Annotated in this window: 23 protein-coding genes; 18 read left to right on the top strand and 5 right to left on the bottom strand. The window is 38.3% G+C overall.

Going from position 1 to position 26,391, the window contains the following annotated elements:
* Positions 1-24 precede the first annotated feature (24 nt).
* The 6 genes from dat to AC6BKE_RS24730 all read left to right on the top strand — a co-directional run bounded on the left by dat (position 25) and on the right by AC6BKE_RS24730 (position 6,283).
* Positions 25-879 carry a D-amino-acid transaminase gene (gene dat / locus AC6BKE_RS24755; RefSeq protein WP_340811902.1) on the top strand — a complete coding sequence of 285 codons (855 nt, stop codon included), beginning with the start codon at positions 25-27 and terminating at the stop codon, positions 877-879.
* Positions 880-1,359: 480 nt separating this feature from the next.
* A complete protein-coding gene (locus AC6BKE_RS24750) occupies positions 1,360-2,364 on the top strand; it encodes a nuclease-related domain-containing protein (RefSeq protein WP_058845060.1) in 1,005 nt (334 codons plus the stop codon).
* 3 nt (positions 2,365-2,367) lie between these two features.
* Positions 2,368-3,306, top strand: a complete 939-nt coding sequence (locus tag AC6BKE_RS24745; protein ID WP_499858198.1) for a diacylglycerol/lipid kinase family protein — start codon at positions 2,368-2,370, stop codon at positions 3,304-3,306.
* A gap of 95 nt (positions 3,307-3,401) precedes the next feature.
* The gene (trmB, locus tag AC6BKE_RS24740) at positions 3,402-4,052 is read left to right on the top strand and encodes a tRNA (guanosine(46)-N7)-methyltransferase TrmB (protein ID WP_036118804.1); all 651 of its coding nucleotides are present in this window, start codon (positions 3,402-3,404) and stop codon (positions 4,050-4,052) included.
* An 11-nt stretch (positions 4,053-4,063) separates the two neighbouring features.
* A complete protein-coding gene (locus AC6BKE_RS24735; protein WP_036118806.1) occupies positions 4,064-4,927 on the top strand; it encodes a YtnP family quorum-quenching lactonase in 864 nt (287 codons plus the stop codon).
* Between the two features lie 129 nt (positions 4,928-5,056).
* Entirely contained in the window at positions 5,057-6,283 is a 1,227-nt protein-coding gene (locus AC6BKE_RS24730; RefSeq protein WP_036118808.1) for a carboxylate--amine ligase, read from the top strand.
* A gap of 53 nt (positions 6,284-6,336) precedes the next feature.
* Here AC6BKE_RS24730 and AC6BKE_RS24725 read toward each other — a convergent pair whose 3' ends face one another.
* Positions 6,337-6,651, bottom strand: coding sequence for a peptidase M4 (locus AC6BKE_RS24725; RefSeq protein WP_036118810.1), 315 nt, complete (start codon positions 6,649-6,651; stop codon positions 6,337-6,339).
* 165 nt (positions 6,652-6,816) lie between these two features.
* On the opposite strand from AC6BKE_RS24725, the gene AC6BKE_RS24720 reads away from it, so the two are divergent.
* The 9 genes from AC6BKE_RS24720 (at position 6,817) to AC6BKE_RS24680 (ending at position 16,836) form a co-directional block, all read left to right on the top strand.
* Complete coding sequence (locus AC6BKE_RS24720; protein ID WP_036118812.1) at positions 6,817-7,893, top strand: M42 family metallopeptidase; 1,077 nt, start codon at positions 6,817-6,819, stop codon at positions 7,891-7,893.
* 59 nt (positions 7,894-7,952) lie between these two features.
* Positions 7,953-8,474, top strand: coding sequence for a DUF84 family protein (locus AC6BKE_RS24715; protein ID WP_036118814.1), 522 nt, complete (start codon positions 7,953-7,955; stop codon positions 8,472-8,474).
* 94 nt (positions 8,475-8,568) lie between these two features.
* Complete coding sequence (locus AC6BKE_RS24710) at positions 8,569-9,087, top strand: hypothetical protein (protein ID WP_036118816.1); 519 nt, start codon at positions 8,569-8,571, stop codon at positions 9,085-9,087.
* Between the two features lie 70 nt (positions 9,088-9,157).
* Positions 9,158-9,982, top strand: a complete 825-nt coding sequence (locus AC6BKE_RS24705) for a DUF1444 domain-containing protein (RefSeq protein ID WP_036118818.1) — start codon at positions 9,158-9,160, stop codon at positions 9,980-9,982.
* Entirely contained in the window at positions 9,979-10,593 is a 615-nt protein-coding gene (gene ytpR, locus AC6BKE_RS24700; protein WP_330492991.1) for a YtpR family tRNA-binding protein, read from the top strand. Before AC6BKE_RS24705 ends, ytpR begins: the two co-directional genes overlap by 4 nt.
* A 261-nt stretch (positions 10,594-10,854) precedes the next feature.
* On the top strand, positions 10,855-14,055 hold the full coding sequence (locus tag AC6BKE_RS24695; RefSeq protein WP_499858197.1) for a DNA translocase FtsK: 3,201 nt from the start codon (positions 10,855-10,857) through the stop codon (positions 14,053-14,055).
* A gap of 229 nt (positions 14,056-14,284) precedes the next feature.
* Positions 14,285-15,598: a UDP-N-acetylmuramate--L-alanine ligase gene (murC, locus tag AC6BKE_RS24690; RefSeq protein ID WP_036118824.1), complete on the top strand. Its 1,314-nt coding sequence runs from the start codon at positions 14,285-14,287 to the stop codon at positions 15,596-15,598.
* 109 nt (positions 15,599-15,707) lie between these two features.
* Positions 15,708-16,211, top strand: coding sequence for a DUF948 domain-containing protein (locus AC6BKE_RS24685; RefSeq protein ID WP_036118825.1), 504 nt, complete (start codon positions 15,708-15,710; stop codon positions 16,209-16,211).
* Between the two features lie 133 nt (positions 16,212-16,344).
* Positions 16,345-16,836 carry a YtxH domain-containing protein gene (locus AC6BKE_RS24680; RefSeq protein WP_036118827.1) on the top strand — a complete coding sequence of 164 codons (492 nt, stop codon included), beginning with the start codon at positions 16,345-16,347 and terminating at the stop codon, positions 16,834-16,836.
* A 52-nt stretch (positions 16,837-16,888) separates the two neighbouring features.
* On the opposite strand, the gene pilM is transcribed toward AC6BKE_RS24680, so the two are convergent.
* Positions 16,889-19,042: a pilus assembly protein PilM gene (gene pilM / locus AC6BKE_RS24675; protein WP_036118828.1), complete on the bottom strand. Its 2,154-nt coding sequence runs from the start codon at positions 19,040-19,042 to the stop codon at positions 16,889-16,891.
* 174 nt (positions 19,043-19,216) lie between these two features.
* On the opposite strand from pilM, the gene AC6BKE_RS24670 reads away from it, so the two are divergent.
* A complete protein-coding gene (locus tag AC6BKE_RS24670) occupies positions 19,217-20,302 on the top strand; it encodes a bifunctional 3-deoxy-7-phosphoheptulonate synthase/chorismate mutase (RefSeq protein ID WP_036118830.1) in 1,086 nt (361 codons plus the stop codon).
* Positions 20,303-20,476: 174 nt separating this feature from the next.
* Positions 20,477-21,481 (top strand): catabolite control protein A, encoded by a 1,005-nt coding sequence (ccpA, locus tag AC6BKE_RS24665; RefSeq protein ID WP_036118832.1) that lies wholly within the window; start codon positions 20,477-20,479, stop codon positions 21,479-21,481.
* A 244-nt stretch (positions 21,482-21,725) separates the two neighbouring features.
* Here ccpA and AC6BKE_RS24660 read toward each other — a convergent pair whose 3' ends face one another.
* From AC6BKE_RS24660 to AC6BKE_RS24650, 3 genes are read right to left on the bottom strand one after another with little or no spacing between them, the layout of a single operon-like run.
* Positions 21,726-22,886, bottom strand: coding sequence for an acetoin utilization protein AcuC (locus AC6BKE_RS24660; RefSeq protein ID WP_036118833.1), 1,161 nt, complete (start codon positions 22,884-22,886; stop codon positions 21,726-21,728).
* Complete coding sequence (locus tag AC6BKE_RS24655) at positions 22,886-23,533, bottom strand: acetoin utilization AcuB family protein (protein ID WP_058843409.1); 648 nt, start codon at positions 23,531-23,533, stop codon at positions 22,886-22,888. Before AC6BKE_RS24655 ends, AC6BKE_RS24660 begins: the two co-directional genes overlap by 1 nt.
* A gap of 24 nt (positions 23,534-23,557) precedes the next feature.
* Entirely contained in the window at positions 23,558-24,190 is a 633-nt protein-coding gene (locus AC6BKE_RS24650; protein WP_036118837.1) for a GNAT family N-acetyltransferase, read from the bottom strand.
* A 321-nt stretch (positions 24,191-24,511) separates the two neighbouring features.
* Here AC6BKE_RS24650 and acsA point away from each other — a divergent pair, with 321 nt between their 5' ends.
* On the top strand, positions 24,512-26,239 hold the full coding sequence (gene acsA, locus AC6BKE_RS24645; RefSeq protein ID WP_446721620.1) for an acetate--CoA ligase: 1,728 nt from the start codon (positions 24,512-24,514) through the stop codon (positions 26,237-26,239).
* Positions 26,240-26,391: the final 152 nt, after the last annotated feature.

Genomic DNA, 26,391 nt, shown 5'->3' with positions numbered 1-26,391 from the left:
AAAGACGAAAAGGATGAACAAAACATGGCATATTCATTATGGAATGATCAAATTGTTGAAGAAGGATCGATTGTGATATCTCCAGAAGACCGAGGTTATCAATTCGGTGACGGCATTTATGAGGTAATCAAAGTTTATAACGGAAATATGTTTACAGCACAAGAGCATATTGATCGTTTCTATGCAAGCGCCGAAAAAATTCGTCTTGTTATTCCTTATACAAAGGACGTTTTACACAAATTATTACATGAGCTAATTGAAAAAAATAATCTAGATACAGGGCATGTATACTTCCAAATTACACGTGGTGCTAATGCCCGTAATCATGTTTTCCCAGATGCGAGTGTTCCAGCTGTATTAACTGGTAATGTTAAAGAGGGTGAACGTGCATATGAAAACTTTGAAAAAGGGGTAAAGGCTACTTTTGTTGAGGATATTCGTTGGTTACGCTGTGATATCAAATCTTTAAACCTACTTGGTGCCGTATTAGCAAAGCAAGAGGCTGCTGAAAAAGGTTGCTATGAAGCGATATTACATCGTGGGGATATCGTGACAGAATGCTCATCAGCGAATGTTTATGGTATTAAAGACGGCAAGCTTTATACACATCCAGCGAATAACTTCATTTTAAATGGCATTACCCGTCAAGTCATTTTAAAATGTGCAGAGGAAATTAATTTACCTGTCGTGGAAGAGCCGATGACAAAAGCGGATTTATTAACGATGGATGAAATCATTGTTTCGTCTGTATCTTCTGAAGTGACGCCTGTAGTGGATGTTGATGGAAACCAAATTGGTGCTGGTGTACCAGGAGACTGGACACGTCAATTGCAACAAGCTTTTGAAGCGAAATTACCACTTTCTTCAAATACAAAATAAAAAACATTTTAGAGAACTACCAATAAGGATAGTTCTCTTTTTTATGGATGTAATGTTGAGTGTCGTCATGTAAAATAAAAAGGATAGGAAAGAATAATTTTACAGATTGAAATTCGTAGAACAAATGTCGATGTAATGTATACAATTGCCTCTTTTTCTACTAAAGCAATCGTAATCCATGATGCCTCGGTGTAATAGTGTCTAAATTTTTTCAAGCCTGCAAGTAAGAAGTTAACCTCAAGCCATCCTGTGCTGTGATAGCAGTTAACTATCTTCTCTTAAAGGTTGTAACATTCGTCGGGGAATTCGGGACAACATGGAGTAGATCAAGTCGTCATTGCTTCAGGGCATGATGCTTTTTGACAGTGTTCTCCCTATTTCAGCGAGCGTTTGAACACACGCTTTTAGTACAAAAAACAATTGCTGAATCAAGATAAAAAGAAATATAGATATGGTGAGTAAGAATGGAGTGACCTTTACATGGCACAATTGGTGAAATTACAAGATTATATTTCACGCTATCAAATTGATTTAGCGAGATATCCAACTCAATTTGTGCGCTTAAAGAAAAGTCAGTGGGAGCGCATTAAGCGTCAGTGGGAATTGGGAGAGGATATAAGCGAATGGCAACATGACGACAATGAGGCAGAAACAAATGCCTTCGAAGAAAAGGAACGGTTTTCCTTCTTCAAAAAAATCTTTGCTGGCCGCCAAAAGGAAGCAACTGAGGATGTTGAAAAACTAGAAATATCCAACGAGCTTGTCAGTGATGAAGATACCATTCCAGAAGAAGAAACGACGCTCACATTTGAACCTAAAATTGTGTTTGCACCACAATCCATCCATGAGCTGAAACGAATGTTTATCGATCAATTTTTCCATTTTCAAATGAAATGGGCTAGTTCAACATTACGTGAAAAATCATATGTAGATCCTCGTTTCATGCGTGACTCTTTACTACGTACATTATTGCAAACGTTACCAGATAACTATTTGTTGTTTTATTATCCTATTCTACAAATAAGAAAAGCCCCTATTGAGCTTGATGTAGTACTCATGTCACCAACAGAATGTATTTGTATTACGGTGTTAGAAGCTGAAAATCAAGCTGTCTATGTAGGTGGGAGTGATCGCTTCTGGATGAAGAAAGTGGGAACTAAGGACGTTAAAGTACTGAATCCAACAATTAATTTAGGGCGGATGGAATCGGTGCTATCGCAATTATTTAAACAAGAGAATATAGATATGCCTATCCGTAAAGTTGTGCTAACTCGGAATGGTTATTTTGATTATCCTGGTGCACCATTTGGGATTCGCTTTGTTGATCGTCGAAATTACCACGAATGGATAGAGCAGTTGAGAAAAGTTTCCTCTCCTATGAAGCATATGCAAATACGGGCTGCTCAAACAATTTTAAATACTGTCCAAACAACCTCCTTTAATCGAGACATTTGGCAGCAAGCGCCACAACCAACAGAGGACTGATATATGCAGGTATTATTTATTGTCAATGAGGCAGCAGGAAACGGGAAAGGCAAGAGGGTTTGGGTTTGGCTTCAGCTGCAACAGCAACTAACGATCACCTATCAAGTAGCTTTTACGGAATATGAAGGACATGGAAAGGAAATAGCCAAACAATGGGCTCAGCAACAGCAAGAACACATGTTACTTGTCGTTGTTGGTGGTGATGGCACCATCCATGAGGTAGTTAGTGGTGTTGTACATAATAAATACGTCATTATAGGTGTCGTTCGAGCAGGCTCTGGCAATGATTTTGCCCGCTTTTTCCCAAGCTTTCAACATGCGAGGCAAATAGAGGCCTATGTAAGGAACACTATGGCCAATACACAGATGGATGCAGGAATTATTCAGCTCGGTGATAAATGGAATGAAATTTTCGTTAATAATGCGGGTATAGGCTTCGATGCCTATGTGACAAAATCAATTAATACATCTCGTCTTAAATTTTATCTCAATAAAATTGGGTTAGGAAAGCTTTCCTATGCTGTAGCTGTTATGAGAGGGTTATTTCGCTTTGAGCGTTTTGATGTAACGATTCGTTCAGGTGAACAAGAATGGCAATTCCAGCAGGCATGGTTTGTAGCGATGAGTAATCAGCCTTATTTCGGGGGAGGCATGAAAATATCACCAGCTGCAAAAGCAGATGATGGCCTTGTGGATATAACGATTGTCCATGGAATATCACGTATTAAATTATTATTTGTTTTTATCACTGTTTTTTTTGAAAAGCATACAAAATTTAAGGAAATTACTTTTTTACAGGGCCAACACTTTGATATGAGTGTACGCGCTCATCAGGTTGATTGTCATACGGATGGCAATTACGTGGGCGTTGTGAATCAAGGGATCCCTATACACTGTACAGTACAGCAAAATGCATGGCAGATTATTGCTAAAGATGCCTAAAAATATCATTGTGCAATAATTTCATGCGAATTGTAGGGGAATACGTTATACTATAAAAAATCAATAACTTCACAAGAAAGAAATGAGGAACAACATTGAGATTAAGAAATAAGCCTTGGGCAGAGGAAATGATTACAGATCACCCAGAGGTGATTATTCCAAATCCTGAAGACTTTAAAGGAAAGTGGCAGTCTGTTTTCGGAAATGACAATCCTATCCATATTGAAGTAGGTTCTGGAAAAGGGCAATTTGTTACAGGTATGGCTTTGCAAAACCCAACGATTAATTATATTGGCATTGAGCTTTATGATAGTGTGATTGTTTGTGCACTAGAAAAAGTGCTAGAGGCAAAATCTCCAGCGAATTTACGCTTACTAAAAGTAAATGGCGCAGATTTATATAAATTCTTTGATAAAAATGATGTATCACGTGTATACCTGAATTTCTCAGATCCTTGGCCAAAAACACGTCATGCAAAAAGACGTTTAACGCACGAGGGTTTTTTGAAATTATATGAGTCGATTTTAGTGGATAATGGGGAAGTCCATTTTAAAACGGATAACCGTGGTCTGTTCGAGTATTCTTTAATCAGTATGTCTGAATATGGTATGTTACTAAAGTATGTATCTCTCGACCTACATGCAAATATGCCAGAGGATAATGTGATGACGGAATATGAGGAGAAATTTTCTGCGAAAGGGCAGCCGATTTATCGCTTAGAATCACAATTTATCATTAAATTGTAGGGGGAATATGGATGGATCAGTTACAGTTTCACAAAATGTCATTAACATGGCTTAACGGGGGTGTTACGTGCCTAGATGGCGGGGCAATGTTTGGTGTTGTACCGAAGCCGCTTTGGTCACGTAAATATCCAGTCAATGAAAAAAATCAAATTGAATTACCAACAGAACCCATTCTCATTCAATATGAGGGCAAAAACTACCTGATTGATACAGGAGTTGGTTTTAATAAATTAAACGAAAAACAATTACGAAACTTTGGTGTAACCGAGGAATCCTCATTAACGGAAAGCTTACAGGAACTGGGGTTAACAACAGCGGATATTGATGCAGTGTTAATGACTCATTTACATTTTGATCATGCTGGTGGCTTAACACAATGGGAAGAGGATGTACTTGTACCAACTTTTCCGAATGCCAAAATTTTTGTTACGAAAATTGAATGGGATGAAATGCGTAATCCTAATATCCGCTCTAAAAATACGTATTGGAAAGAGAATTGGGAGCCAGTGCAGCACTTAGTTGAAACCTATGAAGATACGTTGGAAGTGGTACCAGGGATCGAAATGATTCATACAGGTGGACATAGTGAGGGACATGCTGTTATCAAGCTAACGCAAAATGGTGAAGTATTATTGCATATGGCGGATATTATGCCAACACATGCTCACCAGAATCCATTATGGGTATTAGCGTATGATGATTACCCAATGACAAGTGTATTTGCCAAAGAGCGACTTATAAAAGAGGCGCTTACCAATAGCTATAGCTTTATTTTCTATCACGATGCATATTACCGTATGATTAAATGGGATGAAACGGGCAAAGAAATTGTCAATAAGCTTGAACGTAGTAGACAAGCTGTTATTACATTTTAATAGCGCCAGCAAAGGCCGAGGTAATTGACATATAAAATGTCAATTACCTCGCTTTTTTGTTCGTGAACAGGATAGAAAATATGATACACTTAACACGATACTAAAATACAAAAGAGAGTTGAAATAAACATGGCAACTGAACAACCATTTTTACCAGTTTTACTAGGATCAGATATGAATGCATATGGTATGGCACGCGCGTTTTATGAAGCATATGGTATTAAACCACTTGTCTTAGGACGTTCTCATTTAACAGCGACTCAAGATAGCCATATCCTACAATTTCAAGAAATAGACCGTTTAAATGAACAAGATGTTTTTGCACCTGCACTTGCAGAAGTTGCAAAAAAATATGCTGATAAAAAACTATTGCTTTTAGCATGTGGAGACGATTATGCTAAGCTGATTATTAAAAATAAGCCAGCGTTACAAGAGCATTTTACTGTACCGTACATCGATGAATCGTTGATGGATGAAATTTTATTGAAAGAAAACTTCTATAAAATGTGTGATCAATATAATTTTAAATATCCAGGTACAACAACGGTGACAGCCGATAACTATGAAAACTTTACACCACCATTTGATTACCCTATTATTTTAAAAGCTTCAAACTCTGTAGAATATTGGGCATGTAAATTCCCAGGTAAGAAAAAAGTATTTGTTGCGCATGATGATGCGGAAAAAACGGCCATATTAAAAGCGATTTATAGCTCAACATATCAGGATACTATGATTATCCAAGAATTTATTCCTGGTGATGATTCTTATATGCGTGTGTTAAATGCTTACGTAGGGAAAGATGGAAAAGTAAAGCTGATGTGTCTAGGTAATCCTATTCTAGAAGAACATTCTCCTGAAGGAATCGGAAGTTATGCAGCCATCGTTACAACCTATGATAAAGAATTAATGGATCAAGTACGATTCTTCTTAGAGGATATCGGTTATACAGGCTTTGCAAATTTCGATATGAAATATGATATTCGAGACAAGCAGTATAAGCTATTTGAAATTAATTTACGTAATGGTCGCTCTAGCTACTATGTAACAGCAAGTGGTCATAATTTAATGAAGTATGTCGCTGATGACCATATGTTAAATATCGAGCAAGATGTCACATATGTGCAGGACAAACATTTATGGATGATTATTCCTAAGGGCGTATTATTCAAATATGCATCAAATGAAAAGCTTAAACTAGAAGCAAAAAAATTAATTAGTGAGGGCAAATATACAAACTCTCTTTACTTTAATGAGGATATGAATACGAAGCGTTGGGTGAAGTTAACGCTCAATAACTTGAATTATTATCGTAAGTATAAAAAGTACTTTAATAATAAAGGTTTATCCGAATAACAATAAGAAGCCATCTCATTCATTGGAGATGGCTTCTTATTGTCTATACATGATTAAACTTCTGTTAGTTCCACGACAACACCAGAGCGTGCGTCGGCAGCAAACTCGAAAGTCTGCATTTCCCCTTCATTCATACGAGAGATTCCTCCGCGATATACTGGGATAGTCATAATACCGTTTGTGAAATCTTCTGTTTTCATAAAAATCCAAGAACCGTCAATCGGTGCATCCTTTTTAAACTCTCTTTTTATGTTTTCAAGTACTTGTCCTGCAGGTACGAACGGAGAAACTTTTTCACTAGCTTCTTTAATAATGACTGCGGCAGCTAAGCCAGTTGCAACACCAATTAAAAAATCACGTAATTTCATACATCTTTCCTCCTTTTTCTATACCTATATTTTAGCATAGCCTATGGAGTGAATGCACGTTCACACTTTAACAGTTTTAGGAAATGTATCAATATTTCGAATTCGGAAATAAATGTGTTACAATAGGCAAGGAAGAATATTCTACTTCGTGGGGAGAGAGTCATCATGAATGAGGAAACATTACAATTATTTAAAACATTAACAGAACTACCAGGCGCTCCGGGGAATGAACATGCTGTACGTGCGTTCATGCGTTCTGAGTTAGAAAAATACTCGGATGAAATCGTTCAAGATAATTTAGGGGGCATCTTTGGTGTCAAGCGCAGTGAGGTTGCTGACGCGCCGAAAGTGTTGGTTGCTGGACATATGGATGAAGTAGCATTTATGGTTACTTCTATTACAGATAATGGCATGATCCGTTTCCAAACATTAGGTGGCTGGTGGAACCAGGTTATGCTTGCACAGCGTGTAGAAGTTTATACAAAAAATGGCGCAATACCTGGCGTTGTTTCATCTATTCCACCGCATTTATTAACAGATGCGGAACGTGCTAAGCCGATGGATATAAAAAATATGCTTATCGATGTTGGCGCTGACAACAAAGAAGATGCAATGGGTATGGGTGTTCGACCAGGACAATCTATCATTCCTATTTGTCCATTTACACCAATGGCCAATCCGAAAAAAATTATGGCTAAGGCTTGGGATAACCGTTATGGCTGTGGTCTAGCGATTGAGTTAATGAAAGAAGTACAAAATGAAAAACTAGGATCGCATTTATATTCAGGCGCAAATGTTATGGAGGAAGTAGGTTTACGTGGTGCTCAAGTATCAGCAAATATGATTAAACCAGATTTATTCTTCGCATTAGATGCTTCTCCTGCCAACGATACGTCGGGAGAAAAAAATCAATTTGGACAGCTTGGCAAAGGTACATTACTTCGTATTTTAGACCGCACAATGGTCACACATCGTGGTATGCGAGAATTTATTTTAGATACTGCCGAATCAAATCATATTCCTTACCAGTACTTTGTATCTCAGGGAGGAACTGACGCAGGGCGAGTACATACAGCAAATGATGGTGTTCCAAGCGCTGTTATTGGTGTTTGCTCACGCTATATTCACACGTCAGCGTCCATTATTCATATTGATGATTACGCAGCTGCCAAGGCATTAATTGTTGAATTAGTGAAAAAAGCAGATCGTTCGACATTAGAGACAATTCGCGCTAATGTATAAGAAGTTAACAAGATGCCTTTTAGAGGCATCTTTTTCTATGGAAAGAAAGTGGGGATTAGATGAATATAGCCATTGGGACAATGAATAAAGCGAAGACAGAGGCAGTTGAAGTAATTGCTCGACAATATTTTGAAGATGCCATCTTTACGCATGTGAAAGCTGCTTCTGAAGTGTCAGATCAACCAATAAGTAATGAAGAAACGAGACTAGGGGCGATTAATCGTGCAAAAAACGCCATGAACACAACAGGTGCACAATTCGCATTTGGCTTAGAGGGTGGCGTAACTGAAATAGATGATGAAATGTATGTTTGTAATTGGGGTGCATTAACAGTTTCTGATGGAACAATTTTCACAGCTGCTGGTGCACAAATTATATTACCAAAAGAAATTGCCCAGGAAATAAGAGGTGGTGGAGAACTTGGCCCTATTATGGAGCAATACACAAAACGTCGAGATATTCGTCAAGGTGCAGGTGCTGTAGGTATTTTTACGCAAGGTTTGGTGAGTCGACAGATGATGTTTGAGCATATTGTATCACTATTGGTTGGTCAATATTTGTTCACATTTTCACAAAAATAGTTAAATAGAATTAGTATTCAGCATGCAGTTAGGTTGCATCTGATGAATAATTTTTTTAAAATAGAAAAAAGTTAGCAGAGAAAGGAAGAGGAACATGTCGTTTACCTGGCTAAAAACTATCGGCCTGATGCTTTTACTTCTGGTCCTTTCTGGCTGTAATCAATCGATTGATGACCAAATTGCGAATGGGCTCCAATTAACGGAGACGGTTTTTGCTGAAGAGCCAGAAGAACATACGGAGAAAATTGGAGATATCAAATTATACTTACCTTCAAACTTTAAAGTTGAAGACAGTTCAGATGCTTATAATATTGTGATTTCAAAAGGAAAAGAAAGCTATATTCTTTTTATTAATGATGAAGAAGCACAAGACAGTAAACTTTATTATAATCTTTTAAAAGAAAATGAAGCGGACAAAATTATCGAAGAGTTAACTTATGACAAGAATGGTCGTTTTGGCTTCACTGCGGTTCTAAAGACGGAAGATAAAAATGAGATGGAGCTCATTGTTAGTAGCGGCGGCGTGAAAATGACAACGATTTCTCAGACCAAACATATTGAAACTAATTTGCGTGAGATGACGAAAATTGTACATTCGGTTAAAATGAAGTAAATAGATTGGATTGAACAGACGGTTCACAAACATGTGAGCCGTTTCATTTTGAAGTCAGGATGTGAGAAAAATGAAGCAATTGAAATCAGAACAACTGATAGAGCTATTAAAAAAACGATTGAATGAAGAGAAATACGAATTTCATTTTGATAAAAAGCATGATAAATTACGATTGAATCATAAGACGATTGACAAAGGAATGGAGCTCTCATTACCTGGTATCTTAGCAAAATACAATGATAAGCAAGAGGCAGCGATTGAGGAAGTTGTCTATACGATTGAGCAGACTTTTAATGCGATGGAGCAAGAAAAAGAACAAGGCTTTCAAACGACTACACAAATTTATCCTATTATACGTGCGACTTCTTATCCCCAAGCATCTAAAGAAGGACATGCGTTTATTACAACTGAGCATACAGCGGAGACACGTATTTTTTATGCGCTCGATTTGGGTAAAACCTATCGTTTTATTGATGAATCCATGCTAGAAGCATTACAATTAACGGTAGAGCAAATTCGAGAAATGGCACGCTTTTCAGTAAAGCAATTACCAACCGCATATAAAAAGGATGAGGTAGCAGGTAATCTATTTTATTTTGTCAATGTGAATGATGGCTACGATGCTAGCCGTATTTTAAATGAGAGTTTTTTGACAGACATGCGAGCACTGGTGGAAGGCGATATGACATTGTCTGTGCCACATCAAGATGTGTTAATTATAGGTGATATTCGCAATGAAACAGGGTATGATGTATTAGCACAGATGACGATGCATTTCTTTACTGTCGGTATAGTACCGATCACATCATTATCTTTTATTTATGAAGATGGGGAACTAGAACCAATCTTTATTTTAGCCAAAAACAGAGTGAAAAAGGAGCAAGAAAAACAATGAACGTATTTTACAACAAAGAGCATGTAGGAGATGTCTTGCTAGTTCAATTAGCAACTGAGCCTATTGTGAAAACAGTAGTAGAACGAGCTGGAGATATCGCTATTTTAAAAGAAGCACAAACAGGAGAAATAAAGGCGTTTAATTTATTTAATGCAAGCAGCTACATCCAAACAGATGCAAGAGGCTTAGTGGAAGTGACACCAGAACTAGTAGCACAACTAACTGCAGCCATCGAGAAAAATGGAGCTACAATCAACCTTGATGTTGACTTTTCTCCAAAATTTGTGGTGGGTTATGTGGAAACAAAGGACAAGCATCCAAACGCTGATAAATTAAGTATCTGTTCCGTAAATGTAGGCGATGAGACATTGCAAATTGTTTGTGGTGCTCCTAATGTAGAAGCAGGTCAGAAGGTAGTGGTTGCAAAAATTGGTGCAGTAATGCCTTCAGGTATGCTCATTAAAGCAGGAAATTTACGTGGTGTTGAGTCTTACGGCATGCTTTGCTCAGCTCGTGAATTAGCCATTCCTAATGCTCCTTCTGAAAAAGGAATTTTAGTATTACCGGAAGATGCCACTATTGGTAGTGCTTTTGAAACACCAACTAAATAGAAATGCCTTTATTTGAAAAGGAATTTATTAAAATGTAAATGTTTTATCATGATATTATTCCTTGTATCAAGGTGAAATGCCCTAAATCGTTATGTTACTAATATGCTAGTAGCGTAACGATTTTTTTGTTTAGAATGAGCCTCTAAATGCAAGTTTCAAGAGCGTTTTTATGGTATGCTTTTTGATATAGACATTGAGCTATTAATTATATGAATCAAGCCAATGCTATAAATGAAGTGTAAGAGAAATGAGTGAAACGAAGTGAACTGGTTTAAAAAACAAATTAGTAAATTTATAAATAAAGAAGATGAATATTACGAGTATGAAGAATATTATGATGGCTACGAAGAAGAGCAGACCGAGCAACTACATACGCAAAATGAAGTACCGATGGCTAAGCAGAAGACTTTCCGTTTTCCATTGATTGACGATGATGAAAGCGGGACATCCTACACACCACAAAAAGAAATGTTTGATCAAATGGGTAATGATGATTATGGACAGATTGGTGATTTATCTTTACCGAAGCATTTAAACCACCATATTGTTGACTCCAGTGTTTATGATGTGGAGGTTTCAGGGATTCGTGATTTATTAGCAAATCGTTCAAAACGCACTGGTCGAAAAACAACGATGAAAAGTCAGCCTGTAGAACAGCAATATCGTTCACGCGCAAGCTTAGTGTTTCGGGATGCACAACATGAGACAGTCAATGTTAAGTCTGCGTCTGCACCAGCATCTGTTTCGAAAGAGAAAAAGCAGTGGAAGGAACAAAAAGTTGAAAGCATTTTACCTGAGAATCGTAAACGCTTTGTGCCAACAGATGTACCTTCACCCGTCTATGGATTTGCAAAACCAAGTCCCATCAAAGAATTATTAGATAAAAGAAAAGAAGAATACGAGGAGCAAGAAACCTCGGTACATGATACCGAAATGGTGACGGTTACGAACTCTATAAAAGAAACGACAACAAATGAGGCTAATGAAAATATACTAGAAGAAAAAGAGCCGTCTAGCATAGATCAAATGGTTGAAGTAGAGCAGCATGAAATCATTGAACCTGATGAGCTACCTTTAGCAAATGAGCCTATTCATTTTGATGATGATGTATCGGTAGAGGCTAATGGTGAGCAGCAGAGTATGTCATCTAATATGGCTATACCTCAAACAACATCATTTGCCATGGCCTTTGAAGATCAAGTGAAGGAAGCTGTTCTGCAAGACCAAACAGTTCAACAACTTTCTGCCGATCAATCTGAAATTCACGTGAAAGAAATGATAGTAGAGCAAGTACAAATCGAAAATTCCACGATTCATATCGGAGAGGTAACAGTTGTACAGCCATCGAAGGATGACCCATTACTTGTTGACGACCAATCTGTTGATACGGTGCAGAAGGAAGAAACAAGTCGTATTCCTTTTAATGTCCTCATGTTAAAAACGGATAAAGAAAAATGGAGAATCCAACAGCAAATGAAAAAGGCACAGCCTCTTCATGTAGAAAGTACTCAGAAAGCAATGGAAAACGAACCAGTGGATGTGGCGGTTGCCTATGAAGAGGAAGAATCATGTTCTCTAGACAGCGTTGTAATAATAGATCGTCCCCAACCAGCTGATTCGCTAACAGAAGAGGATCTTGTTGAGTCAATGACAGAGCATATGCCATTGCAAGATGAGTTAGCATCCCATCAATATGCCAAGGACGATACGCGAAATGCTACTACTCCACATAGCTCTGAAGACAATGTAGCAGTCATTACAATGACACCTGTGACAACAATGTCTGGTGTATTAACGCAAGAAAGAACAGAAATTGAAAAAGCCGCTATTGATGAAATTTCAGCTACTACTGAGCCAGAGCTAGAATCAGAACTAGAACCAGAACCAGATTTAGAGCCAGAGCTAGAACCAGAACCAGAATTAACTACCAACACTGATGAAATTTCAGAAATTGTAGCGTATGGTCCTGTACAGTCTGTTGACAAGCAAGAGGAACCACCAGTATTTGAAGTGGAAGCACAGGAAGCTGAAAAAACTGCAAAGCCAGTTCATGTCTATCAAAAGCCTACAGATGAGTATTTAGAGCCACCAGAGGAGAAAACACAGGATACGGATTGGATGGAACAACAGGGAGATACATTGGTCGAGGCACTTTCTTATTTCCAGGTTTCCGCTCAAATTGAATCGATTATGCAGGGGCCAGCTGTTACGCAATTCGAAATAACGGTGAGCCATGGTACAAAGGTTAGTAAAATCCGAAACTTAGCCGATGATTTAAAACTGGCCTTAGCAGCAAAAGATATTCGTATTCAGGCACCAATCCCTGGAAAAAGTTCAATAGGTATTGAGATTCCAAACCGCGTATCTCGTGCTGTTCGCTTGTCAGAGGTGACAAATAGTGCCTCTTTCCTTGAATCGGATTCTCCATTAGAGGCAGCGTTAGGTCTTGATTTAACAGGAAAGCCTGTTACATTAGATTTGCGAAAAATGCCTCATGGCTTAATTGCTGGTGCAACGGGTTCGGGTAAATCTGTTTGTATTAATTCTATTTTGGTTAGTTTATTATATAAAGCTGCACCACATGAGTTAAAACTCATGCTGATCGACCCTAAAATGGTAGAGCTTGCACCATTTAACCATATTCCGCATTTAGTTAGCCCTGTTATTACAGATGTGAAGGCAGCAACGGCTGCACTGAAATGGGCAGTGGAGGAAATGGAGCGTCGCTATCAGCTATTTGCTCATGCAGGTGCACGTGATATTACACGTTATAATGCAATAGCAGATAAAAATAATGAGCATAGCTTGAAGCTACCCTATATTTTAATTGTCATTGATGAGTTAGCTGATTTAATGATGATGTCTCCCGCTGATGTAGAGGAGGCCATTTGTCGAATTGCTCAAAAGGCACGTGCTTGTGGTATTCATTTAATTGTTGCGACGCAAAGACCTTCTGTGGATGTTATTACAGGGTTAATCAAATCAAATATCCCTACACGTATTGCCTTTGCTGTTTCCTCACAAATTGATTCTCGTACCATTTTAGATGGGCAGGGAGCAGAAAGATTACTTGGGCGAGGGGATATGCTATATTTAGGTAATGGTATGTCAGCGCCAGTGCGACTACAGGGAACATTTGTGACAGATGATGAAATTGAAGCCATTATTGAGCATGTTCGTGAGCAGGGAGAGCCTGATTATATTTTCGATCAAGAGGAGTTATTGAAGAAAACAGAGGTGTCCGCAGAACAGGATGATCTGTTTGAAGATGTTTGCCGATTTGTCTATGAGCAAGGTGGCGCCTCAACCTCATTGATTCAACGAAAGTATCATATTGGTTATAATCGTGCTGCTCGTTTAATTGATATGTTAGAATCACATGGCTTTGTTTCGGAGGCAAGAGGAAGTAAGCCGCGTGAAAGTTACATTACAGAAGAAGATTTAATTACTATGTTTGAATAAGAATTGCATTGTTTTCGTCTAGATTATCTAATTTACGTCGATTTTAGTTTTTTTAGAAAAGTTACACATCTATCCTTATGCATAAAAAGTGCTATAATAGACAGGATGTGTTGAATAGTACGTATTTTTTAACACTTGTGAAGGTATTAATACCTAACGATTCGTGAAATAATACGTTACACCTAATAGATGATAGATGGGATATTGAAATTCCCGGGGGGTTTAATTAATGACAGTTTTTCATTTCACAGGCATTAAAGGTTCTGGCATGAGTTCGCTTGCACAAATCTTATTTGATGCTGGTGAACAAGTACAGGGCTCAGATGTCGATAAATATTTCTTCACGGAGCAGCCGTTACGTGAACGTAATATTCCAATTTTTACATTTAATGCAGATAATATTAAAGAAGGCATGACAGTAATTGCAGGAAATGCGTTTCCAGATGATCATCCTGAATTAGTACGTGCCCAAGAAATCGGTGTAGAAATCATTCGTTACCATAAATTTTTAGGTGAATATATTGGCAACTATACATCCATTGCAATCACAGGTGCGCATGGTAAAACATCTACAACAGGCTTGATGGCACATGTTGTAGGCGGTTATAAGCCAACATCTTATTTAATTGGTGATGGTACAGGTGCAGGGCATGAAAATGCTGATTTCTTTGTGATGGAAGCATGTGAATATCGCCGTCACTTCTTAGCCTACAATCCAGATTATGCTGTGATGACTAATATCGATTTTGATCATCCAGACTACTTTGCCAACATAGAGGATGTATATTCTGCATTTCAATCATTAGCGTTACAAGTGAAAAAAGCGATCATCGCATGTGGTGATGATGAACAGCTTCAGCGTATTCAAGCAAAAGTACCAGTTGTCTATTATGGATTTGGTGCTGAAAATGACTTCGAAGCGCGTAATGTAGAAAAAACAACTAAAGGTACAAAATTTGATGTATTTGTTCGCAATGAATTTTATAGTACTTTCTTTATCCCGTTATTTGGGGATCATGCTGTTTTAAATACATTGGCTGTCATTACGCTATGCGAATATGAAGGCATTTCACCTGATATTATTCAGGAGCGTCTACACACATATAAAGGTGTTAAGAGACGTTTTACTGAAACCGATATAGGGGATACTGTTTTAATAGACGACTATGCACACCATCCAACGGAAATTCGTGCAACAATTCAATCGGCACGACAAAAGTTCCCTGAACGTGAGCTAGTTGCTATTTTCCAACCACATACATTTACACGTACCCAAGCTTTTTTACAAGATTTTGCGGATAGTTTGAGCCTTGCAGATACAGCCTATTTATGTGATATATTTGGCTCTGCAAGAGAAACGCAAGGTGCACTATCTATTCATGATTTAGCGTCTCTTATCGAAGGCAGTGCAGTGATTACCACTGAAGGAATTGATATATTAACAAAACATAAAGGCGCAGTATTTTTATTTATGGGCGCTGGTGATGTTCACAAGTTCCAAGATGCTTTTGAAGACGTGCTTACAAACAATGAAACAGCTTAGTCCGTAGGGGTTAAGCTGTTTTTTCTCAAATTTGAGAAGGAATTCCGTTTTTTTTGTCGAAGATAGGGAAAGTAATAGTAAAGACAATTTACTAGCAGGAGGTTATCTTATGGAAGTGATTTTGTATATTGCAGCCATTATTGCTGCAATCGGATTTTTAATTTTATGTGTGAGCGTTGGTATGACATTATTTTCGCTCAAGTCCATTTTAAACAGTTTAGCTGGGACATTATCTGGGATTGAAGGACAAATGGAAGGCATTACGCGTGAAACAACGTCCTTATTAACAAAAACAAATAGCTTAGCAGATGATATTCAACATAAATCGGAACAATTAAATTCAGTTGTTCAAGCTGTTAAAGGTATTGGTGATTCCGTTAATGGTTTAAATAATTCTGTACAGCAAATCACTTCTTCTGTTTCTAAAAGCGTAGAACAAAACGAAGAAAAAATTGCACAGGTTGTACAATGGAGTAATGTGGCGATGGGTATTGCGGATAAGTGGAAAAAACGCAAAATCATTGAGCAAGAGTCAGTTTCTGAGGATGCCTATGCATTTGAAACGGTACAGGTAGAAGAAAAGCCAAAAAGAAAATGGGGTCGTAAAAAATGATAATTATTCAGTGAGTATTACATGCTGACTGAATAAAAATAAAGTCTTAGACATAAGTTGTAGATGCATCTGTGAAAGTAGATGGACAACCAGTCTAGACAAATTTGATAATAAGATGGGGAGGAATTGTTGTATGACAACTCAAAAGCCAAATTTTAACGAAGTAAAGGAACAACAGCTTGAAAGTTCTTTACCTCAGCTTTATCATTCACAAGACTCGATTTATGAAGAGGAGCGTGTAAACATGAAAGATTTTGTGATTGGCGCATTAGTCGGAGGAATCGTAGGTGCTGCGGCAGGTCTACTGTTAGCCCCAAAATCAGGAAAAGATTTACGTAGTGATGTGGCGGTACAAGCTGTTCAGTTAAAAGATAAGAGTGCAGACTTCTCGACAACTGCAAAAGATAAAACGGTTCAACTTTCTAAACAACTTCAAGAACAATCTACACAATTAGTGGAAAAAGTAAAAACATTGAAAACGGCAAAAGCACCAGCTGTTTTTGATGATGGTACGGTTTCCTTTGAGGGTGAAGAACCGCTAGAGGAATTTATTCCTAGTGAGGAACCTAAAGCTCAAGAAATAAAGGAACAAACAGAAGAGACAAATGAAGAAGTACGCGCATAATGCATAATAAAAAGGGATACGTTACATGATAATGATGTAACGTATCCCTTTTTTAAGTGATGGGTGAAGCTTCTAATAGTATTTCTAGTTGATCGCCACCAAATATTTCTGTATCAAAGCTTGCTGGTTGACCATTTCTTAAAATCGTGAAATTCCCTTTAAATGTACCTGGTAACTGCCAATTAGAGAAACGGAATACATCCTGATAAATCCAACGACTGCGATCCTTTTCTCTAAATTCGATAGTTGCTCCATTCGGCACAGTGGACAGTGGTGATACAACGTTTTGATTGACGAGCGCCTCATTTGCTGTTTTCTTAAGTTCTAAAACTTCCTGTTGGAAATGAATAATGATTTTATCCTCTAGCAAAAGGTTCATTTGGTCTGCTATACGTTGTACGGTTGGTAAAGATGGTTGGTGAAAGCTAATGATATCGCCATCTTGAACCGCATAGCTCATTTTAGCTATTTTTCCATTAATCATTAGCTGTGAAGAGAATTCTGGTAAATACAAAGGTTGACTGTCCACTTGAATAGAATAGGATTCAAATTGTTTGACTAAATTCCAGTTGTTCGTGACTTTAAATACATCTTCAATTGTATCAGCTATATCAAAAACTACTCTATCACGATCATTTAAAATTGTATCAAGTGATGCAGGTGATTGATTGACAGTAATTTTTGGCTCAATCACATATTTGGTTTGTTGTATTGTAATTGTTTTTATCGCTGCATCATCAACAAGATCTCTCACTGTAGCTGTTGCAGTTTGCCCATCTTGCCCTTCAATTAGCTGAATAGCATCACCCGATTTAATCAATGTTTTGGTAGATGCCTGTTGGCCATTGACCAATATTTCTGCTGGTTGCCCATGACCACCTGGGATAAAAATATCTTGTCCATTGACACTGACAGATAGCCCAAGTCCAGGTTTTCCATATAATTGCTTTGCTCGTATATTTGCCGCTAAAAAAGCATCCGCCACAGTCATTTCCTTTAATTCAAAAAGGCGAACCACTTGATTATTAACCGTTAAACTCATATATTGAATCGGCATTTTTTTAGCAGCAATCGCAATTCCAATCGGCGTGACTAACTCAGGTGATGCTTTTATATGTTCTTCCTTTGTAAGGTTTTGAATAGCATCAATACCTCGAACAGCGATACGATTTGCTGGTAAGTCAAGGACTTGTCCAAGTTCTGTAGTCAGATTGGGTGTTAAGCTACCACCACCAACTAACATAACGGCTTTCGGTGCGACACGATTATTGAGTCGTAAGATTTCTTCACCAATAGACTTTGCCAGTTGCTTCACTGCAGGCTCAATTGCTAATAACACCTCATTCTTTGGATAAAACTGATCAAATCCTAGGATATCTTGAATTAATATTTCTTCTGCTGTTTGGAGCTGACGTTTTGCCTCTTCTGCTACAGGGAAGTCTAGTAAATAGTGGTCGCTTAATGCTTCTGTAATTTCGTCGCCAGCTGTTGGCACCATACCATAGGCCACAACTGTACTTTTATCAGTGATCGCGATATCAGATGTTCCTGCCCCTATATCAACAAGTGCCACATTTAAGCGACGCATCGTTGGCGGAATGAGCACATTAATGGCAGCAATAGGTTCTAATGTCAGTGCTTCCATTTCTAAATCTGCCCGTTTAAGAGCAGCAATAAGTGATTCCACAACAACGCGAGGTAGGAAAGTGGCAATCACTTCAATTTGTGCTTCATCACCTTGTTGATCGAGCAGACTGCCGATTTCCTCGCCATCCAAGCGATAATAGAGGACTGAATAGCCTACACAATAATAGTGGCTAATCTTTGCATCCTCCTTTTGTTGTAAAAGTTGTTGCTGTGCTTGTTGAACGGCCTGAAGTTCCAAGCGACTAATATCTTCTTCAGTAAAAATAGGCCGATTACGTATATTAATGGTCACACTAGCTTGTTCAGTTTTCAAAGATCGACCTGCGGCAGCCACACTTACCTTTGTAAGAGGACCATGTTTTTCTTCGAGTTCACGTTTTATTTCATTTATTAAATCTGCCACATACATGACATTATGTATTTGACCATCTACCATGGCACGTTCTTTATGCTCTTTCACTAAAATATCTTCCACATGAAAATGGTCATTTTCTTCTTGTAGAATAATCCCGACCACTGAGCGTGTACCAATATCAAGTGCGAATAATTTAGAACTCAATGTAATCGCTTCCTTTCGCGTCATACTTGAAAAATAATTTAGCGAGTTGAAGCGCTAAATTAAAAATGCGTGACATTCTGAACAACATTGATTATAATAATGCTATTATCTAAAAATGTAACATACATTTCAGAGTTCTGAAAGTGTCTGTCATGAGGAGAGGAGCAAGTAAGCATGAGCCAAAAAGATTTAGAAAGCTTACGTAGTCAAATTGACGGTTTAAACTTAGAAATTCTTCGTCTAATTAACGAACGTGCAGCTGTAGTTGATGAAATCGGTAAGATTAAAGAAAAGCAAGGTGTGAATCGCTATGATCCACTACGTGAAAGACACATGCTCGATCTTATTAAAGAACACAATCAAGGACCATTAAACCAAATGACGGTTGATTATATATTTAAGCAAATCTTTAAAACAGCTTTAAAACAATTAGAAGCTGATAAGAAGAAGGAATTGCTTGTATCTCGTAAAAAGAAATCCGAAGATACAGTTGTTAATATCAATGGTGAATTAATTGGACAAGGGAAGCCATCTTTCGTATTTGGTCCTTGTGCAGTTGAGTCGTATGAGCAAGTAGCAGCTGTTGCCGCTTCTATTAAAGCAAAAGGCGAAAAGTTAATTCGCGGTGGTGCTTATAAACCACGTACTTCTCCATATGACTTCCAAGGTCTTGGGCTAGAAGGACTTAAAATTTTAAAACGTGTGTCAGAGGAATATGGTTTAGGTGTGATTACAGAAATCGTAACACCAGGTCATTTAGAGGAAGCATTAGACTATATAGATGTTATCCAAATTGGTGCACGTAATATGCAAAACTTTGAATTATTAAAGGCAGCAGGTGCAACAAATAAACCTGTCCTATTAAAACGAGGCTTAGCTGCTACAATTGATGAGTTCATTCATGCTGCTGAGTATATTATGTCTAAAGGCAATGAAAACATTATCCTTTGTGAGCGTGGTATTCGTACTTATGAAAAAGCAACACGTAATACATTAGATATTTCAGCTGTACCAATTTTAAAACAAGAAACGCATTTGCCAGTATTCGTAGATGTAACGCATTCAACAGGTCGTCGTGATTTATTATTACCATGTGCTAAAGCAGCCATCGCAATTGGCGCTGATGGCGTTATGGCAGAAGTGCATCCAGATCCATCTGTAGCATTGTCTGATTCACAACAACAAATGGACATTCCAACATTTGACGCATTCTATGAAACACTACAAAAATTCATGAAGAATCATGAAATTCATGCTTAATTGTTAACAGCGAACACCGCTTGCTTACTTCGGCAGGCGGTGTTTGTTATATCGTGACAAAATAATGTCTAGAATAGGACTATTAGTACTTGGTTTTTACGTAGTTCTTCTTGAAAATAATATGAAAATTATCGTATGATAAGGCTATAATAGGAAAAAAGGGAGGCACGTACGATGACTGTTACAATTTATGATGTTGCAAGAGAAGCGAATGTTTCCATGGCAACGGTCTCTCGTGTAGTCAATGGTAATCAAAATGTAAAACCAGCAACACGAAAAAAAGTATTAGAAGTAATTGAGCGATTAGAATACCGTCCAAACGCAGTAGCGCGAGGTTTAGCAAGTAAGAAAACAACAACAGTTGGCGTGATTATCCCAGATATTGCAAACAATGTTTATGCGGAGCTGGCTCGTGGTGTAGAGGATATTGCCACGATGTATCGTTATAATATTATTTTAGCCAACTCAGATCAACATGAAGATAAAGAGTTACAGCTACTGGATACGATGCTTGGAAAACAAGTAGATGGAATTGTTATGATGAGTGATGAGGTCACAGAAAAAATGCAACAAACGATGGATCATTCTCCAGTACCGATTGTGCTAGCTGGCTCGGTTGATGAATCGCAGACAATTGCCACTGTGAATATCGATTATTTCCAAGCGGCCTATGAAGCAATTTCATTACTTATTCAAAATGGACATACACGTATTGGTTTCGTAACTGGTCCACTTTCGTATACAATTAACGGAAAATTCAAGCTAGCAGCCTATAAGAAAGCATTGCAGGATGCTGGTTTACCAATAGATGAGGCATTAATTGCCGCAGAAGAGTCTAGCTATGACATGGGCTTAGAGGCTTGGGAAATATTATCTGCTCTCGAACATCCACCAACAGCTTATTTTGCAGGCAGTGATGAGCTGGCAATCGGCTTAATTCATGGCGCACAAGACGCAGGCAAAAATGTTCCAGAGGATATTGAAGTCATCAGCTTTGAGAACTCAAAGCTAGCGCGAATGGTACGCCCACAGCTAACAAGTGTAGCATTACCGCTATATGATATTGGAGCAGTTGCCATGCGCTTGCTGACAAAATTAATGAGCAAGGAGCCTGTCGAGGACGAGGCAGTTATTCTACCCCACCGTATTGAGCATCGACAATCGGTCAAAAGTAAATAATGATTGTAACACGTAAACTTGTGAAGAGTTTGCGTGTTTTTTTATATGGATGGATAGAACTGCAAAAGTGGTGGATAGGACTATAAAAATGAAGGATAGAATTCTAAAAGTAGTGGATAAAACTATAAAAGTGGTGGATAGAACTCCAAAATGAAGAATAGAACTATAGAAGCGATGGATTAAATGCGGCGGGCCATTATCGCTCCAATGAAAAAGCCTCACGTTGATCGTGAGGCAAAAAAAGTTAATCTCTTTTTTCATTTCGAATAATATGTAGCGCTTTGGCTAACATTTGAGCATTCTTCTCTTCGATTTCAGCTTTTCGAGGAATGGGCTCATATAAAGGAATTGGGTCCTCCCAAGTTGGTATAAAAGGAACAGGTGCTTCTGGCTGCCAGCGATCAAGCCATGCCTGAGGGAGTGATCCTGTTGGACATACTTGATCAGTCATTTCCAACCATAACATGGACCAGGCGCGAGGCACCACTCGCCAAATATCATAGCCACCACCACCAACAGCAATCCATTTCCCCTGACAATACTCATGTGCTAATTGATGGGCGAGCCTTGGAATTTCACGATAAATATTCATCGTTCCGTGTAAATGTGTTAACGGATCAAAAAAATGGGCATCAGCACCATTTTGTGTTAACACAACATCGGGCTTGAAAAATTCAAAGACCTCTCGCATGGACTGTTCATAAATATCTAGGAAACTTTCATCCTCTGTGAAAGCATCCATTGGAAAATTAAACGAGGTTCCATAGCCTTGACCATTGCCGCGCTCTGTGATGTTTCCTGTTCCTGGAAAGAGATAGCGGCCAGTTTCGTGAATAGACAATGTACAAACATTTGGATCCTCATAAAAGCTCCATTGGACACCGTCTCCATGATGAGCATCTGTGTCTACGTAAAGTACACGAGCATTGTATTTTTCCTGCAAGTAACGAATAGCAACCGTACTATCATTGTAAATACAAAATCCTGATGCACGACCACGGAAACCATGATGTAGCCCTCCGCCAAGGTTGAGGGCATGTTCGGCTTTACCTTCCATTACATAATCAACAGCGGTTAACGTTCCACCAACGAGCTGTGCACTTGCTTCATGCATATTGGCAAAAATAGGTGTATCTTCAGTGCCAATACCATAGCTTTCACATTGTGCTTCCGATAATTCACCATGTCCAGCTCTTTTCACGATGTCTATATATTTTGGATCATGTGCAAGCAATAACTCTTCTTCCGTTGCAACACGAGCAGGCACAATATCCACATCATCAAGAGCATTGATATTTTTTAATAAATCCATAGTTAGCGTCAAGCGTTTATGATTGAAAGGATGTGTATCTGAAAATTTATATCCGAGTTGTTCAGGCGAGTAAACGAATACGGCCTTTTTCATTATAATGAAACACCTGGTAAATTGGGCCAAAGAACATCAAAGCCTTCTTTGCGAAGGTCTTCAATCATGGCTAAAGGATTCAGTGTTTTTACTCGGACACTTAAAATTTTATTTTGTGTATTTTCAGAATCAGGATAAACTAAGACGCTTTGGACATTGGCATGATGTTGATGAAATATTTTGGTGATTTCAAATAAAACCCCTGGCGTATCTGATACTCGGATCTCGATTTTTGAGCCAGGCTCCGTAGCACCGGTCAGCTCTATATATGTATAGAGTAAGTCTGTTGTTGTCACAATCCCTACTAATTTTCCACCAGAGACAATCGGTAAACAGCCTATTTTCGTTTCATAAAATGTAAGAGCTACCTCTTCAACGAAATCTAGTGGATGACCGATAAGCGGGTCTTTCACCATAATTTCCTCTACTTTTGCATTAAAAACAGGAGAGTGAGGTTCATCCTGTAATGATGACGGTAAGACCTCTTTAATATCTCGTTCAGTAATTACACCTAAAACATGACGTTCCTCATCTATAACTGGTAAATGACGAACTTTTTTTTCACGCATTAGCTTTAGTGCTTCATGCACGGTATTAGTAGGCGCTAATGTGTAAGGTTCATCATTCATAATTTCTTCTACGATCATATACGCATCCCCTTTGTGTTGGTTTTAATACATGAAACGATTTCTAAAACGAAGCCTATCAAATCTTTCCATTGTCTCAGGAGGCACACGTTTTCCTTCACGTGCCATAAGGCAATTTGCTGGATGTGAAGTAATTTCGGGATCATCCGTAGCGAAATATTCAAAGCCGACGGAGCTCATCATTTTCTCCATCATTTTGCGGTAGTCCCAAACATTTAAACCCGTTCCTTTTAAATCCCAATGCCAATAATACTCGGTAGTAATCACCAGATAGTCTTCCATTTCATCTCCCATAAATGAAACGGCTAGCAGAGCCTTACCTGAACCCGTTCCACGATAGTCTGGAATGACTTCAATGGCTCCCAATTCAATCATGTCATCGATTCGATCTTCTGCCCATCGTTCAAGTGGATCAGGATAAAGATAGGTAACATAGCCTACGATAATATCTTCGTTTCGAATAATAATAATACGACCTTCTGGGAGCCCTGCAATTTCGATGATGGCCTGCTGCTGCTGTTTTGGAGGTCTGAAGGCAACCAAGCCCTCATGGAATGAATATGTAGCTAATTTTTCTGGAGGTACAGGTCCTTCCACATACACAGTACCATGCTTAGTTTCCTTTGTGACAGAAAAAAAAGTTTTTTTATGTTCCATAATTACACCACCTGAGTTTAATAATTCCATTATAGCTGATTTCTTGCGGAAAAACGCTTATTTTTGCAAAATATACCTGTATTTTTGGAAAAGTGAAAATATTAAGACAATCCATCAAAATTCGTGTAAAATAAAAATATAATGCTTCTGTTATTTAACAGATGAAAGTAGTGTGATTAAGAATTATATCATTATTACAGTAGTAAACTGTTATATAACAAAGGCTGTATATCAAATTTGCTTTTACGATTATTTCTACATTTCAACAGGGGGGATTGTTGAAATTTAGACAAATGCAAAAGCAAAGAAAGGGGTAGTTTTATGGGGATGAAAATGAAGGAGAAGCTAATGGCTTTACCTGGTCAACACCATTTAACGAATTACGAAGAAGTAGCAAAGTCTCATAATTGGACGAATACGGAAAAGGCATTTAGCTGGTACGAAACAGGTTTAGTAAATATGGCGTATGAGGCAATTGATCGTCATACAGAAACACATCGTAAAAATAAGGTGGCACTTTATTTTAATGATGGTAAACGAAAAGAGGCTTACTCTTTTAATGAAATGAAGAGATTAACAAATAAAGCGGCAAACGTTTTTAAATCAGCTACTAGCCTACAAAAGGGTGATCGTTTATTTATTTTTATGCCACGTTCACCTGAGCTTTACTTTTCATTGTTAGGTGCACTGAAAATGGGTGTTATTGTTGGACCATTGTTTGAAGCTTTTATGGAAGGAGCTGTGTATGATCGTCTGGCAGATAGTGAGGCGAAAGTATTAGTCACAACACCAGCGTTGCTTGAACGTGTGCCATTAGCCAAATTGCCTCAGCTAGAACATGTTTTTTTAGTTGGGGAGGATATTGAGGAAACAGCTCAAATTCTAGACTTTAATAAACATTTAAAAGAGGCTTCGGCACGATTTGAAGTGGAGTGGGTTGAGAGAGAAGATGGGATGATTCTTCATTATACTTCAGGTTCAACAGGTGCTCCAAAGGGTGTGTTGCATGTCCATAATGCAATGATTCAGCAATATCAATCAACACAGTGGGTGCTTGATTTACGGGAAGACGATATCTATTGGTGTACAGCCGATCCTGGATGGGTTACTGGAACAGCCTATGGTATTTTTGGGCCTTGGTTAAACGGTGTGACAATGCTAATTGTTGGCGGAAGATTTTCACCGCAAGCATGGTATCAAGCCATTGAGGATTATGGTGTAACAGTTTGGTATAGTGCGCCAACTGCGTTCCGTATGCTCATGGGGGCAGGTAGTGGTTTACTCGAAAGCTATGATTTATCCTCTTTACGACATGTGTTATCTGTCGGTGAGCCTTTGAATCCAGAAGTTATTCGTTGGGGAATGGAGGAATTAGGACATCGTATACATGACACATGGTGGATGACCGAGACAGGAGCTCATATGATTTGTAATTATCCTTCGATGGATATTAAGCCGGGTTCGATGGGGAAACCTCTTCCAGGTATTCATGCAACGATTGTTGATGATGCTGGCAATGAAGTGCCACCCTTTACAATGGGTAATCTAGCTATTCAACGTGGTTGGCCGGCCATGATGCGCCAAATTTGGGGCAACCCAGAGCGCTATGAATCTTATTTCCTAAAAGGACAATGGTATGTATCCGGTGATTCGGCTTATATGGATGATGATGGTTACTTCTGGTTTCAAGGACGTGTGGATGATGTCATCATGACAGCTGGTGAACGTGTAGGACCGTTTGAAGTAGAAAGCAAGCTACTTGAGCATCCAGATGTAATCGAAGCAGGTGTTATCGGGAAGCCAGATCCAGTGCGGGGGGAAATCATTAAAGCCTTTGTATCTTTACGAGAAGGGGTTGAACCTTCTGATGCATTGATTGAAGATATCCGTGATTTTGTTAAGAAAGGTTTATCTGCACATGCAGCACCGCGTGAAATTGAATTTAAGGATAAATTGCCAAAAACACGTAGTGGTAAAATTATGCGTCGTGTATTGAAAGCATGGGAATTAAATTTGCCAACTGGTGATTTATCGACGATGGAAGATTAAACAAGTAAGCTAACAACAATTGATATTTATACAACATATGCATAAAAGGAAGGCAAGGATTCATTCGATGAACGAAAGGATTCTTGCCTTCTTTTTTCTGACTTTACAATGTTACATAAGCATTCTAAAGATGAAGTAAAGTCTACAGAGAA

It is taken from the genome of Lysinibacillus sp. COL-1, from assembly GCF_059814265.1.
This window is presented reverse-complemented; position numbering and strand designations above follow the sequence as displayed.